Raw genomic sequence first — 14,828 nt, forward strand, 5'->3', positions numbered from 1 at the left:
TCCTCAAACCAGCAGTAACAGGTGCTCTCGTTCCCACGAACTGATCACCCGGTTGTAGGTGGAAAATTCCAGTTCCTTCACCGCGCAGAACGCGTCGACGAAGGTTTCGCCCAGTACCTCCTTCATCGCATCGCAGGCGCGCATGGCCTCGATCGCATTTTCGAGATGGCGCGGCAGTTCGTGGGCGACGTTCCACGCGCTGCCTTCGGTGGGCTCGCTGGGATGCAGCCGGTCGCGCATGCCAATGTAGCCGCAGGCCAGCGTGGCGGCCATGGCCAGATAGGGATTGGCATCGACGCCGGGCACGCGGTTTTCAACCCGGCGGGCGCCGGGGCCGGACTTGGGGACGCGGATACCGCAAGTGCGGTTGTCCTGGCCCCAGCGCACATTGATGGGTGCCGACATGTAGGGCGCCAGCCGCCGGTATGAATTGACGTAGGGCGCCAGCATCGGCATCACCTGCGGGATATACGTTTGCAGTCCGCCGATGAAGTGGTGGAAGTGTTCGCTGGCGGTGCCGTCGGTATTGCTGAAGATGTTGCGGCCTTCGCCGTCGTTGATGCTCTGATGAATGTGCATCGCGCTGCCGGGTTCACCCTCCATCGGTTTGGCCATGAACGTGGCAAATACGCCGTGGCGCAGCGCCGTCTCGCGCACCGTGCGCTTGAACAGGAAAACGCGGTCGGCCAGGTCGAGCGGTTCGCCGTGGCTGAAGTTGATCTCCATCTGCCCCGGGCCGGCCTCGTGGATCAGCGTTTCCACGCCTAGCTGGTGCTGGTCGCAGAAGGCGGACAGTTCCATGAAGAAGGGATCGAAATCGTTCACCGCATCGATCGAGTAGCTCTGCCGCCCCACCTCGGGCTTTCCGGTGCGCCCCAGCGGCGGCTGCAGCGGCTCGTGCGGGTTCTGATTGCGCGCCACCAGGTAGAACTCCATCTCGGGCGCCACGACGGGCTGCCAGCCGCGTGCTTCGTACAGCGCCAGCACGCGGCGGAGTACCGCGCGCGGCGAGAGTTGCACCGGCTGGCCGTCCCACTCCAGGCAGTCGTGGATGACCACGGCCACCGGTTCGGCGGCCCAAGGCACGATGCGCACGGTGGCGGCGTCGGGCTTGCAGACCATGTCGGGATCGGTATCGCCCACGAAGGGGCTGTTGTCCGGCTGTTGCCCGTTCACGGTATTGAGCAGCACGCTCTTGGGGATGCGCATCTCGCCCGACGCCGTGAACAGATCGCGCGGCAGGATCTTGCCGCGCGCGATGCCCGTCATGTCGGGGATGACACACTCCACCTCGCGGATGCGGTGCCGGGTCAGGAAGTCGCTCAAAGCGTCGTTCATCGCATGTCACTCATGATGTGATCACAACATTGGGTGCTTATGGATGATATCTCGAAAATAATCACACTTGTGATCACAAATTTAGCCCGATGCACTACAGGACAACTCGCGACAGCGCGAACACCTCCGGTCGCAGGTCCATGAGCATCCCTTGGGTACGGTTGTGCTGACCGACCCTCTCCAGCCGTTTTCAGCGTCGAATAGCAAATGGCCGGTCTGAATGCAGAGCCGGCCATTTCTTTTTATCGGCCATTGATTGCCAAGGCCGAGGTCCGGAAAGGGACCTACCGTCGGATTTCCGAGTGGAGCAGTCGTTTGGCCGTCAGGTTCGGAGAGGGAACTGCCGGCTGCTTCCGGCCGGCAACCGCGGGTCGATCACACCGTCGCTTCGCCGCCGAGCACGGTCGGCGGCACCGCGACAACGCGCACCGACGCGCTCCTGCCGGCACTGAAGACGATCGACGCGACCGCATGCACCCCGTCGCGCCGATCACCCCCCGCTCAAATCTGCTGCTGGCCGCCATCGACGAACAATTCGATGCCGTTCACGAAGCTCGCGTCGTCCGACGCCAGGAACAGCGCCGCGCCCGCAATCTCGCCCGGCTCGCCGAGGCGCCCCATCGGAATCTGCGCCGCCAGATAATCGGCAAGCCCCTGTCGCTGACCCGCATCGTCGCCGGCGAGATCGAGCAGGCCGGGCGTGCGGGTCGCGCCCGGGCTGATCGTGTTCACGCGGATGCGTCGGTCCTTGAGGTCGAGAATCCAGCTACGCGCAAACGCACGCACCGCCGCCTTCGAAGCCGAATACACGCTGAACGCAGCGGTGCCCGCGCTGCCCGCCGTCGAGCCCGTAAGAATCACCGATGCGCCATCGGCGAGCAGCGGCAGCGCTTTCTGCACGGTGAACAGCACGCCCTTCACGTTGCGATCGAAGGTGTCGTCGTAGTGCGCTTCGGTGATGCTGCCCAGCGGCAGCATCGAACCGCCGCCGGCGTTGACGAACAGCACATCGAGGCGCCCCTGTTCTTCCTTGATTTGCGCATACAGCGCGTCGAGCTCATTGAGCTTCGTGGAGTCGGAACGCACGCCGGTGGCCGTGCCGCCGGCTTCACGGATACCCGCCACGGCGGCATCGAGTTCGGCCTGACGGCGGCCCGTGAGATAGACGTGCGCCCCTTCAGCGGCGAAGCGTTGGGCGGTGGCCAGGCCGATGCCGCTGGTTGCGCCGGTGACGAGTGCGATCTTGTTGTCGAGCTTGCGTGCCATGGTATTGCTCCTTTCGTTTGATCAGTGGCGTTTCGGTTGGGTGTTACGTGCTGCGATGTGAGGAGAATATCGACCGCTCGATCTTTTCGAAATAGAATCAATCGCAATCTAACGTTGCATAAATGAAAAGATGAGGGGAAATGGCGTACCTGCCTGATTTCGAAGGGCTCGCGATGTTCGCGAAGGTGGCCGAGCACGGGTCGTTTGCCGCCGCGGCGCGCGCGACCGGGGTGTCGGTCGCTACCGTCTCGCGTGGTGTGGCCCGTCTGGAGGACCGGCTCGGCGCGCGGCTGTTCAACCGCACGTCGCGGCAGCTCTCGCTGACCGAGTTCGGCCGGACGATCAGCGAGAAGGCCGGCGAGATCTACCGTCAGGCCGAGGAGGCGGAAAGCTCGGCGCGCGAGATGTCGGTGCAGCCGCGTGGGCTGGTGCGTCTGGCCGTACCGATGTCGTTCGGGCTGCGCTGGGTCGCGCCGCTGCTGCCGGGCTTCTTTCGCGCGTATCCGGAAGTATCGATCGACCTGCATTTATCGGATGCGTCGGTCGATCTGATCGCCGATGGGTTCGACGCGGCGCTGCGTATCGCCGCGCTGCCGGATTCATCGCTGGTCGCGCGTCGGCTGTGTGCGGTCACGCAATTCGTGGTGGCGGCGCCGGAATATCTGAGGCGCGAAGGGCGCCCCACGCATCCGCGCGAATTGGCGGATCGCCCTTGCCTCCCGTACGCGTATCGCGCGCGCAGTGCCGTATGGCGCTTCACGAACGACGCAGGCGATGAGGAGTCGGTGATGCCGACGGGCCCGCTACGCGTCACCAACGCCGATGCGCTGTTGCCGACGCTGCTCGATGGTCTTGCGATCGCCGAACTGCCGGAGTTCATCGCGGGCGAATATCTGGCTGATGGCCGTCTCGAAGCCATTCTCCCCGACTGGTCGCTGACGACGGGCGGGCTTTATTTCGTTACGCCGTCGGCGCGGGCGCGACCCGCGAAGGTGACGGCGTTGTCCGACTACTTCGCCGAACATCTGGGCAATCCCGTCTGGCGATGGCCAAAGTGATGTTTCGGTGAGTGGCCGCGTCAGGCCTTCTGCTCGATGACCACACTGCCACCGGATCGGATGCCTTGACCGCGACCGCCCGATAAACGATCGCTACCATTCCCGAACGCGGCCGCACGTTACGTCGACTTCCCTCTTCGCCCCCTTCGCGAAGGACACTGGCCAAGGAGTTCGACCAGCCGCGTCTCGCATCCGGAAAACGCGTATCCGCGCCGCTGCGAGACCATGAACGTGAGGGGCCGCATGTGCCACGCGCGCCGCTGGAGCTCGACGAGCGTGCCCTTCGCGAGGTCCGCGTCGACCATATGACGCGGCATGTGCCCCCAGCACAGACTCCCTCTGAGCAGGTCGTGCTTCGCGCCGAGATCGTTCACCCACCACTGGCGCTCACTGGCGACCCCTTGCTGGGTCTTTTCCGCATCCGGCTGATTGTCAGTGACGACGAGCTGGATGTGCCGGCCGAATTCCTCCCGCGGGATCGGCTTCGCCATGGCGGCCAGCGGATGCGCCGGCCCACATACGGTCACCATTTGCGCATCGAATAAATGATGCCGTTCGATGGTGCCCGGGCTCAGCTCGGGCACGTCCGTGATCGTCACCGCCAATGCGCACGTGCCCTGGAGCACCAGACGCTCGCCGCCCTGCATGGTCGTCATGCGCAGATTGATCGCAACCGTTGGAAATTCCGCCTGCAGCGTGCGCAGGCATTCGATCAGGTGCGTGCGCGAAAAATAGGTGTCCACGGCAATCGACACCTGCGGGACGCCGGTTTCGGCGATCGCAACCGCACGCATCTTCATTTCCTCGGTGCGTGAGATCACCCCGCGCGCATCGGGCAGCAGGCTGCGGCCGGCGGCGGTGAGCGTCGCCTTGCGCGTGTTGCGCTCGAACAGCATCACGTCGAAGGCGCTTTCGAGCGCGCCGATCGCGTGACTGATCGCCGACTGCGCGCGCCTCAGTTCCCTTGCCGCTCCGGAAAAGCTTCCCTGGTCACACACGGCGACGAACGCCCGAAGTTGATTGATGGTGACGTTGTCGAGCATAGATATATCTAAAAAGTAGATGGTATTTATAGATATTCAGTCAATTTGCTTCATGAATCAAGCGCGCCAGAATCGGGTTTCCCGCTCTTGTTTCGAAGGACGCACGACATGAACAGACTGAATGGCAAGACCGCCGTGATCACCGGCGGCGCAACCGGCATCGGCCGCGCCGCGGCAAGGCGCTTCATCGACGAAGGCGCGTTCGTCTTCCTCTTCGGCCGCCGGCAAGAAGCGCTCGACGCGGCGGTGGCCGACCTGGGGCAGCATGCCCGCGCGGTGAAGGGCTCGGTCTCCGACCCGGCCGACCTCGACCGGCTCTACGCGGCGGTGAAAGCCGAGCGCGGAACCCTCGACATCGTCTTCGCCAATGCGGGGACGGGTAGCCCGCTTCCGCTCGGCCAGATCACCGCCGCGCACATCGACGACACGTTCGACACCAATGTGAAGGGGACGATCTTCACGGTCCAGAAGGCGCTGCCGCTGATGGGCGCGGGCGGCTCGATCATCCTGACCGGGTCGAGCGCCGGCACCACCGGCGCGCCCGGCTTCACGGCCTACAGCGCGAGCAAGGCCGCGGTGCGCAACCTCGCGCGGACCTGGGCGGAAGACCTGAAGGGCACCGGCATCCGGGTCAACGTGCTGTCGCCCGGTGCGACGGCGACCGAACTGGCCAAGGAAGCGCTGGGCGAAGCAGGCCAGAAGGCCTACGGCGCGCTGACGCCGCTCCAGCGGATGGCCGATCCCGCAGAGATCGGAGCGGTGGCCGCCTTTCTTGCGTCGCCGGACAGCAGCTTCATGACCGCCAGCGAGGTCGCCGTCGACGGCGGCCTGGCACAACTCTGAGGAGAACGACCCAATGACTCAATCTCTGAAAGGCAAGACCGCGCTCGTGACCGGCCAGACGATCGAGGCGAGCGGCGGTTACAAGCTCTAAGCACACCGGGAAACGAAGGAGAAACCCATGCGTTACGCAATCATCGGCTTCGGCAAGATCGGCCATGCGCTTGCCAGGGCATTCGCCCGCAACGGCATCGAAGTGGCCGTTGCAACCACGCGCGATCCGCAAAGCTTTACGGCCGATGCGGCCGCGATCGGACCGACGATCATTCCCGTTACCCTGGCGGAAGCGGTCAAGGCGGACATCATCTTTCTGGCGGTTCGTTTCGAATCGCACCCGGCGGTCGCCAAAGCGCTGGCCGACTGGAACGGAAAGACCGTCATCGACGCGATGAACACGCAGGCCCCGCTGGACGAACTGGACGGTCTCCCGTCCTCGGCCTTCGTCGCGAAAGCGTTCACCGGCGCCAGGCTGGTGAAAGGCTTCAACCATCTGGCCGCTGGCGTTCTTGGCCAGGACCCGGCCGTCCACGGCGGCAGGCGAGTCGTGTTTCTGGCGAGCGACGATGACGAGGCCGCGGCGGAAGTGGGTACGCTTGCGGAACAACTCGGTTTCGCGCCGATCCAGCTTGGCGGGCTGTCGGAAGGCGGATGGCTGGTACACGCGCGCGGAAAAAACTGGGGGCGCCTGATCTTCAAGGACCTGGTCAGGTTCGACTGATCGACGTCGGCTTTCAGCCATTTCGCCGAGTCGAATGGACGGTTGCCGTTCACAGCCGGGCGGCGACCTATCCTGTCGGCGAGACGGCTGGATCGATCTCGCGATCGGTCAACCCGAATCTCGCCATGCGCGCGCGATGGTCCGGCGAGCCGACATACGCGCGCAGTTGCCGATTGAACGCCGTCAGCAGATCCCGGTTTTCCCGGTTGAATGAAAACGCGCCCAGCGGAGGCGTCCGCTGGCTGCCGTCGCCATCCGGCTCGTGCGCGACGGCCTCGATCATCGCGCTGCCTATCCGGCCCGCCACGATGCGATTCCCCAAAGCGGTGCTCGCATAGGCGTCGATCACGCCGGAGAGCACGGCCGCGATCGCGTCGGCTTGCTGTTCGAAGACGACGATTTGCCGCCGGCTCACGCCTGCCGCCATCGCTGAATCATGCTGTACCTGTCCGGCGATGATGCCGAGGCGCGCATCGGGACGTTCGGCGATCGACGCATAACGCCTGAGCGCCTTCGGGTTGCCGGGCCGCACCAGGAAACCGTCCTCGATTCCCCACACCGGCACGCTGAACGCGACGGTATGGGCCCGCTGCGGTGTCACGAAGAGCGGCACGTTCATGTCCCAGTGACCTGATGCAACGCCGGGCAGCAACTCGCTGAACGTCGTCGGGCAATACTCGATCCGGGTGACGCCTATCTGCCGAAGGATCGTCGCCGCGAGCTCGAGATCGGCACCTCTCGCGGTGCCATCCGCTTCGGTCCATCCAAACGGAGGTTCCTCGATGTACGCAATGGTTACCTTCATCGCTTTCTCTCGCAAGCCGAAGAATCGATCAGGAATGCATCAGCTTACCGTGGGAAGTCGAGGTCCGCTAAACGTGGACAAAATTAATCCGGGTGTAATCAAGTTGACGACATTATTTTGGTGCGGCTGTCAGTGAAGTCGTCAACTCGAGCAGCAGGGGTCCGGTACGACATGGATCGCGGCGTGACGGAATGAATCGGCTCGACGCTATTCGACGTTATCCGCCACGTCCGTCATCCGGATCATGTGCGGCTTGATGCCGTCGTCCTCGGCAGTCGCGGCCTCCTTCGGGTGAATCAGCGCTTCGAGCCGCGCCTTCGTCGCGACGAACTCCGGCGTATTGACCTGCGAATAATCGCGCGGCCGCGGCACCGGCACTTCGATCAGCTCCTGCACCCCGCCCGGATTCGCCTTCAGCACCAGAATCCGGTCGGCCAGAAAGATCGCCTCGTCGAGGTCGTGCGTGATGAACAGGATCGTCACGTCGATGTTGCGCCAGATGTCGAGCAGATGCGTCTGCATCCTGGCCCGCGTCTGCGCGTCGAGCGCGCCGAACGGCTCGTCCATCAGCAGGATGCGCGGACGGTTCGCGAGCGCGCGGGCAATCGCCACGCGCTGCTTCATGCCGCCCGACAACTGGTGCGGATACACGTCGGCAAAGCGCGTCAGCCCGACGAGATCGAGCCACTGCAGCGCCTCGCGCTCGGCCACGCCGCTGCTGCTGCCGTTCATGCGCAGGCCGAACATCACGTTCTTCTTCACGGTGAGCCACGGAAACAGCGTATAGCCCTGGAACACCATCCCGCGATCGGCGCCCGGCCCGTCGACCGGCTTGCCGTCCAGCAGCACGTCGCCGCTCGTCTGCGCGTCGAGCCCGGCGAGAATCCGGATCAACGTCGACTTGCCGCAGCCGGACGGGCCGATCACGCACACGAACTCGCGCCGGTGCGTGCGAAAACTGATGTCGTCGAGCGCGACGCACTCGCCTTGCGGCGTCGTGAAACGCTTGCCGACGTGTCGCACGTCGAGGATCACGTCGCGGGCCTTCAGCCGCGCGAAGCGCTCGCGCACCGCGTCGGATTGAATCAGGTAATCGGGAACGGCTTGCGGGTTCTGCATGATGCCCTCTGCGGAAATCGGTCGATGGGGACGTACGGGCGGCGCTCACGCTTTCAGCGTGCGGTCCCACGGAAAGAGCCGGCGGCCGAGCAGCCCGAGCACGATGTCGGTGCCGAGACCGATGATCCCGATCATCAGGATCGCCGCATATACGTTGTCGAAATGCTGATAGCGCGCCTGCTGGCTGATGTACCACGTGATGCCCGAGCTCGTGCCGACCAGCTCGGCGACGATCAGGTAAGTCCACGCCCAGCCGAGCAGGATGCGCTGATCGCGATACAGGTCCGGCAGCACGCCTGGAATCACGACGTGCGTGAGCAGCTTCAGCTTCTTCGTGCCGAGCGTCATCGCGGCCTCGAACAGCCCATATTCGAGCTTGCGCGTGGTGTTCGCGATGATCAGCACCTGCTGGAACAGCGTGCCGATCACGATGATCGCGATCTTCGGCGCGTCATAGATGCCGAGAATCGCGACCATCAGCGCGCCGAACGCCGGCGCCGGCAGGTAGCGGAAGAACTCCAGGAACGGCTCCTGCAGCCGCGCGAGCGCACTGAAGGTGCCGCAGACGATGCCGAGCGGCACGCCGATCGCGGACGAAATCACGAAGCCCCAGAAGATGATGCGGATGCTGTGCCACAGGCTTTCGTGCAGCCACACGCCGTCGCGCGACGCGGGCGGTGTCGTGAACGCCGTGTAGAACGCGCGCAAGACCTGGTGCGGCGCCGGCAGGTAGACCGGATTCGCGCGCTCGCCCTCGGGCACCGCCGCGTGCGCGGCCCGCGCATGCGCGAGCTCGTCGTCGAACACGTCGCGATCGATCTGCATCCCGGTCTGGAAATAGTCGACGCTGCCCGGGTTCGTGATGCGCATCTGCGGATGCCAGACGAACGGCACATAGCTGATCAGGCACCAGACGGCGAACGGCAGCAGGAAGGACGCCAGCGCGAGCGTCCATTTGCCGCGCGTCGTCAGCTCGCGGCGCACCGCGAGCCAGCCGGTCGTGTTGCGGGTCGTTGTCATCGGAATCTCCGTATCGTTTCGGGTGCCGGTCGCGCGAATGCCGCGGCATCGCGCGACCGTGCGTTCATTGCAGCGCGCCGCTGGCGGCCTGCGCGCGGTAAGCGCGCCAGCCGCCGAAGCGCGTGATGTCCTGCGCATCGTCGAGCGCCACGCTTTCGCACAGGAAGCCCTGCACGCGCGCACCGTCGGCGAGTGTCAGCGTGCCGATGCCGAGCGGCGCCGCGATACCGGCGACGAAGCTGCCGTACGCGTCGACCGGCATCTCCCAGACCTCGACCGCGATCGGTGCGCCATCGTTCGGCACACGCACGAGGCCCGGTTTCGCGACGCCGCCGCTTGCCTCCGCGGACAGCGCATAGAGGCGATAGGCCGGCGCAGTCGTGGTCGCGGTGACGAAGCGCGCGCCGCGCCGCGTGAGCTGCCCGTTCAACGGTTCGCCGCGCAGATGCGCGCCGACGACGGCCACGCGCACGACCGCCGTGGCTGCGGCACGCGCCGACATCGCGGCCGCGGGCGGCCGAACGTCGTCGACGGCGTCGGCGCCCTCGCCCCACGCCTGTGCGAGATCCAGCAGCCGCGCATCGTCGTGCGCACGCCCGACGAACGTGATCCCGAACGGCAAGCCCGCATGCGGCCCGGTTGCGCAAGTGCCCGCAGGCACCGCGATCGCCGACAGGTCGAGCAGGTTCACGAAGTTCGTGTAGTAGCCGAAGCGCGAATTGATCGCGATCGGATCGGCTTCGAGCGCATCGACGGTCGCGGTCGTCGCCGAGGTCGGCATCACGATCGCGTCGAGGCCGTCCCACGCGCGGGCCGCATCGACGCGCAGCGCCGCAAGCCGGTCGAACGCGGTGAACGCATCGGCGGCGCTGAAGCGTGCCGCGCCGCCGACGATTTCGCGGATCACCGGATGCAGCGCATCGGGCTCGCGCGCGGCGAATGCGCCGATCGCGGCCAGCCGCTCGGCGACCCACGGGCCGTCGTACAGCAGCCGCGCGGCGGCCAGGAACGGTTCGAAATCGATCTCGACGACCCGCGCGCCGGTCGCGCGCAGACGTTCGAGCGCCGCGCCCCAGGCCGCGCGATACGATGCATCGCCGAAGAATTCGAGCTGATCGGCACGCGGCGTGCCGAAACGCAATTGCGCGAGCGGCCGCGCTGGCTGCGCGCGCAACCCGTCCGCACCCAGCAGCGGTTGCCATGCGCGCCCGTACGGATCGCCGTCCGTCACGCCGTGCGCGGCGGCGAACACGGTGCGCGCATCGTCCGCCGAACGCGCGAACACCGACACGCAATCGAGCGACCGGCAGGCCGGCACCACGCCGAGCGTGCTCAGCACGCCCCGTGTCGGCTTGAGCCCGACAAGCCCGTGGAAGGCGGCCGGCACGCGCCCGGAGCCCGCCGTGTCGGTACCGAGCGAGAACGTCGCGACGCCGAGCGCGACGGCCACCGCCGACCCGGAACTCGACCCGCCCGACGCATAGCGCGGGTCGAGCGCATTGCGGCACGCGCCGTAAGGCGAGCGCTGCCCCGAGAGCCCGGTCGCGAACTGGTCGAGATTGGTCTTGCCGACGGGAATCGCGCCGGCCGCGATCAATCGCTCGACCACCGGCGCGCTGCATGCCGGCGTGTACGCGTAGGCGGGGCAGCCTGCCGTCGTCGGGATGCCGGCGAGGTCGATGTTGTCCTTGATCGCGAACGGCACGCCGTACAGCGGCAACGACACGATGTCGCGTCCGGCCAGCGCGTCGGCATACGGCATCATCTCGTCGCGCGTGAGCGGCCTGATCCACGCATGATGGGGGTCGCCTGCGTCGAAGTGCGCGGCGATCGCGTCGACGAGCGCATGCGGCGTCAGGTCGCCCGCCTCATAGCGGGCACGCAGCGCGGCAATCGAGCGCAGCCCGGGCAGCACCGGGCGGTCCGTCGTGCTCATGCGACCTCCTCGGCGGCGCCCGCCTTCATCACCATCAGCCGCTGGCCGGCCACCACCGCCGCGCCTGGCGCGCAATCGATCGTCTCGATCGTGCCGTCTTCCGTTGCCGTCACCGCCACCTCCATCTTCATCGATTCGACGATCGCGACGACCTGCCCTTCGGTCACGCGCTCGCCGGCCTCCACCAGCACCTTCCACACGCTGCCCGACACGTCGGCGGCAATCGCCCGCTGCGTGTCGTCGAGCGCGCCCGCTACCCGGTCCGCTTGCGCGTCGCCCGGCTCCGCGTCGCCGACGTATTCCGCGTGGCCCGCCGCGCGCCAGCGCTCGCGCTCCGCGTCGAACGCGGCCTGCTGCGTCGCTTTGAACGCGGCGATCGACTCCGCCTCGTCGTGCAGGAAGCGGTTATAGGCGCGCAGATCGAACACCGATTCCTCGATCTTCAGCGTCGCGCGGCCCGCGATGAAATCCGCACGCAGCGCGGTCAGTTCGGCCTCGCTGACTTCGTAGAAACGGATCTCGTCGAAGAAGCGCAGCAGCCACGGCTTGCCGGCCTCGAATTCGCTCGTGGTGCGGTGGCGATTCCACATCTGCACGGTCCGGCCGACGAACTGATAGCCGCCCGGCCCTTCCATCCCGTACACGCACAGATACGCGCCGCCGATGCCGACCGCGTTCTCCGGCGTCCAGGTGCGCGCGGGGTTGTATTTCGTCGTCACGAGCCGGTGCCGCGGATCGAGCGGCGTCGCAACGGGCGCGCCGAGGTAGACGTCGCCGAGGCCCATCACCAGATAGCGCGCGTCGAACACGATGCGCTTCACGTCGTCGATGCTCGCCAGGCCGTTGATGCGCCGGATGAACTCGATATTGCTCGGGCACCACGGCGCATCGGGCCGCACCGACTGCATGTAGCGCTCGATCGCAACGCGCGTCGACGGGTCGTCCCACGACAGCGGCAGATGCACGATGCGGTTCGGCACACGCAGGTCCGCCACGTCGGCGAGTTCGCGCTCGGCGGCCTGCAGATGCGCGAGCAGCGCGTCGAGCGGCAGCGTCCGCGCGTCGAACTGCACCTGGAGCGAGCGGATGCCCGGCGTCAGGTCAAGCATGCCGGGCAACCGGTGCGCGTCGAGCCAGCCCATCAGGGCATGCACGCGAAAGCGCAGGTTCAGGTCGAGCACGAGCGGCCCGTATTCGACCAGCACGTTGCGGTCGCCCGAGCGCCGGTAGACGACGCCGATGCCGCCGCCGGCCGACGGGTCGCGATGCAGCACGCAATCGTCGGATGAGCCGGATGCGGCTGCAGCAACGTCACGTGTCGCTTCCACGACCGCCGCAGTCGCTATCCCGGCCGACACGCCCGCACGCACGAACTGCACGGTATCGCCCGGCCGCAACTGCCCGAGCTTCCACAGCTCGTCACGCACGACCGTCACCGGGCACACGAAGCCGCCGAGGCTCGGCCCGTCCGGGCCGAGAATCACCGGCATGTCGCCGGTGAAATCGACGGCGCCGATCGCATACGCGTTGTCGTGGATGTTCGACGGATGCAGCCCGGCCTCGCCGCCGTCCGCACGGGCCCATTGCGGCTTCGGGCCGATCAGCCGCACGCCGGTGCGGCTGGAGTTGTAATGGACGGTCCACTGCGTGCCGTAGAGCATCGCGATGTCGTCCGGCGTGAAGAAATCCGGCGCGCCATGCGGACCGTCGAGCACGCCGAGCGTCCATGCATGCGTCAGCGCGGGAATGTCGGCCGCGGCCAGCGTCGCGCCGGCGTCGCCGCGCCCGGCGTCCGCATGCAAATGCAGCACGTCGCCCTTGCGCAGCGCGCGGCCGGCATGGCCGCCGAACTGGCCGAGCGTGAAGGTCGCCTTGCTGCCGAGATAGTCGGGCACCTGCAGCCCGCCCTTGACGGCGAGACACGCGCGCACGCCCGCGCCGGTCACGCCGCCCAGTTTCAATACCGCGCCCGGCCGGGCTCGCACGACCTGCCAGAACGGCACTGCTTCACCGTCGAGCGTGGCCGCGAGCGGTGCACCGCCGAGCACGAACAGCGTCGCGGTATTGAAGCGCAGCGTCGCGCCGACCATCGTGAATTCCAGCCCGGCCGCGTCGCGCGCGTTGCCGAGCAGCGCGTTCGCGAGGTCGAACGCGCGATCGTCCATCGGGCCCGACGGCGGTACGCCGACGCTCCAGTAGCCAACCCGCCCGGGCGCCTGCTGCACGGTGGTCTGCACGCCGCCGTCGAGCACGTCGATCGTGTGCGGCGCGAACGCGAAGCGCGACAGGAAGGCAGTGGTCGGCGCGCCGCGCGCGAACGTGTCGGAGCCGACGACCGCACGCAGGTAGTCGAGGTTGGTCTCGATCCCGTACAGCCCGGTCTGGTCGAGCGCGGCCCGCAGCGCGGCCAGCGCGTCGCGCCGCGTGTCGCCGCGCACGATCAGCTTCGCGAGCAGCGGATCGTAATGCGCGCTGATCTCCGTGCCTGCGTCGATCCAGCCGTCGACCCGCACGTCGTCGGGAAACGCAACGTGCGTGAGCAGTCCGGCGCTCGGCTGGAACTGCTTGTTCGGGTCCTCCGCATAGAGCCGCACCTGGATGCTCGCGCCGCGCGGTACGACGGCGAGCGTGTCGAGCGGCGGCAGGTCGCCTTCGGCCTGCAGGATCATCCATTCCACGAGATCGGCGCCCGTCACGGCCTCGGTCACGCAATGCTCGACCTGCAGCCGCGTGTTTACCTCGAGGAAATAGAATTGCCGCGTGCTCGCGTCGAACACGAATTCGACCGTGCCGGCCGACGCGTAGCCCACCGCGCGCGCGAGCCGCACCGCGCTCGCGTGCAGCGCGTCGCGCTCGGCGGCGCTCAGGTCGGGCGCGGGCGTTTCCTCGATCACCTTCTGGTTACGCCGCTGCACCGAACAATCGCGTTCGCCGAGCGCGATCGCGCCGCCGCGGCCGTCGCCGAAGATCTGCACTTCGATGTGCCGCGCGTGTTCGACGAACTTCTCGAGATAGACGCCCGCATGCGCGAAGTTCGCGGCGCCGAGCCGCACGACGGATTCGAACGCCGCACCGAGCTGCGCCGCATCGCGGCACAGCGACATGCCGATGCCACCGCCGCCCGCGGTGCTTTTCAGCATCACCGGATAGCCGATCGCGTCGGCTTCGGCAAGCGCCGTCGTCACATCGTCGAGCAACCCGGTGCCGGGCAGCAGCGCGACGCCGTGCGCGGCGGCGAGTTCGCGCGCGGTGTGCTTGAGGCCGAACGCGCGCATGTGATCGCCGCGCGGCCCGATGAAGCGCAGGCCCGCCGCTTCGCACGCGTCGGCGAAGCCCGCGTGCTCGGACAGGAAACCGTAGCCGGGGTGCACGGCCTGCGCGCCGGTCGCGCGCGCGGCGGCGAGGATCGCCGCGACGTTCAGATAGCTGTCGGCCGCCGGGGCGGGCCCGACCCGCACGGCTTCGTCGGCGAGCGCCACGTGGCGCGCATCGCGGTCGACGTCCGAATAGATCGCGACCGACGCGATGCCGAGGCGCTTCAGCGTGCGGATCACGCGGCACGCAATTTCGCCGCGGTTCGCGACGAGGACTTTGGCGAATCTCATGTTGCCTCCCGCAGCGAACGTGTCGGCCCGGAGTAGCGCTTCAGCGCGTACTCCGGCCCCATGCAAAGCAAATGAGCGCG

At 67.0% G+C, this 14,828-nt stretch carries 11 protein-coding genes; 3 read left to right on the forward strand and 8 right to left on the reverse strand.

What is annotated here, in order from left to right; genetic code table 11:
* Positions 1 to 3: 3 nt before the first annotated feature.
* Positions 4 to 1,338: a glutamine synthetase family protein gene (locus BLS50_RS32745; protein ID WP_011694940.1), complete on the reverse strand. Its 1,335-nt coding sequence runs from the start codon at positions 1,336 to 1,338 to the stop codon at positions 4 to 6.
* 501 nt (positions 1,339 to 1,839) lie between these two features.
* Positions 1,840 to 2,604 carry an SDR family NAD(P)-dependent oxidoreductase gene (locus BLS50_RS32755; RefSeq protein WP_074807919.1) on the reverse strand — a complete coding sequence of 255 codons (765 nt, stop codon included), beginning with the start codon at positions 2,602 to 2,604 and terminating at the stop codon, positions 1,840 to 1,842.
* Positions 2,605 to 2,744: 140 nt separating this feature from the next.
* On the opposite strand from BLS50_RS32755, the gene BLS50_RS32760 reads away from it, so the two are divergent.
* Positions 2,745 to 3,662, forward strand: coding sequence for a LysR family transcriptional regulator (locus BLS50_RS32760; RefSeq protein ID WP_074807921.1), 918 nt, complete (start codon positions 2,745 to 2,747; stop codon positions 3,660 to 3,662).
* Positions 3,663 to 3,781: 119 nt separating this feature from the next.
* On the opposite strand, the gene BLS50_RS32765 is transcribed toward BLS50_RS32760, so the two are convergent.
* Complete coding sequence (locus BLS50_RS32765) at positions 3,782 to 4,705, reverse strand: LysR family transcriptional regulator (RefSeq protein WP_074807924.1); 924 nt, start codon at positions 4,703 to 4,705, stop codon at positions 3,782 to 3,784.
* Positions 4,706 to 4,813: 108 nt separating this feature from the next.
* On the opposite strand from BLS50_RS32765, the gene BLS50_RS32770 reads away from it, so the two are divergent.
* Both BLS50_RS32770 and BLS50_RS32775 read left to right on the forward strand, forming a co-directional pair.
* Positions 4,814 to 5,548: an SDR family NAD(P)-dependent oxidoreductase gene (locus BLS50_RS32770; RefSeq protein WP_074807927.1), complete on the forward strand. Its 735-nt coding sequence runs from the start codon at positions 4,814 to 4,816 to the stop codon at positions 5,546 to 5,548.
* A 118-nt stretch (positions 5,549 to 5,666) separates the two neighbouring features.
* On the forward strand, positions 5,667 to 6,263 hold the full coding sequence (locus tag BLS50_RS32775) for an NADPH-dependent F420 reductase (RefSeq protein ID WP_074807930.1): 597 nt from the start codon (positions 5,667 to 5,669) through the stop codon (positions 6,261 to 6,263).
* Positions 6,264 to 6,330: 67 nt separating this feature from the next.
* On the opposite strand, the gene BLS50_RS32780 is transcribed toward BLS50_RS32775, so the two are convergent.
* The 5 genes from BLS50_RS32780 to uca form a co-directional block, all read right to left on the reverse strand.
* Positions 6,331 to 7,068, reverse strand: a complete 738-nt coding sequence (locus tag BLS50_RS32780; protein WP_074807933.1) for a transporter substrate-binding domain-containing protein — start codon at positions 7,066 to 7,068, stop codon at positions 6,331 to 6,333.
* Positions 7,069 to 7,275: 207 nt separating this feature from the next.
* Positions 7,276 to 8,187, reverse strand: a complete 912-nt coding sequence (locus BLS50_RS32785; RefSeq protein ID WP_011694942.1) for an ABC transporter ATP-binding protein — start codon at positions 8,185 to 8,187, stop codon at positions 7,276 to 7,278.
* A gap of 45 nt (positions 8,188 to 8,232) precedes the next feature.
* Positions 8,233 to 9,207 carry an ABC transporter permease gene (locus BLS50_RS32790; protein WP_023475128.1) on the reverse strand — a complete coding sequence of 325 codons (975 nt, stop codon included), beginning with the start codon at positions 9,205 to 9,207 and terminating at the stop codon, positions 8,233 to 8,235.
* A gap of 64 nt (positions 9,208 to 9,271) precedes the next feature.
* Positions 9,272 to 11,143, reverse strand: a complete 1,872-nt coding sequence (gene atzF / locus BLS50_RS32795; protein ID WP_074807936.1) for an allophanate hydrolase — start codon at positions 11,141 to 11,143, stop codon at positions 9,272 to 9,274.
* A complete protein-coding gene (gene uca, locus BLS50_RS32800; protein ID WP_074807940.1) occupies positions 11,140 to 14,748 on the reverse strand; it encodes an urea carboxylase in 3,609 nt (1,202 codons plus the stop codon). The genes atzF and uca overlap by 4 nt, the downstream gene beginning before the upstream one ends.
* Between the last annotated feature and the right edge of the window lie 80 nt (positions 14,749 to 14,828).

Origin of the sequence: Burkholderia orbicola, from assembly GCF_900100915.1 — a bacterium.
GTDB classification, from domain to species: Bacteria; Pseudomonadota; Gammaproteobacteria; order Burkholderiales; family Burkholderiaceae; genus Burkholderia; species Burkholderia orbicola.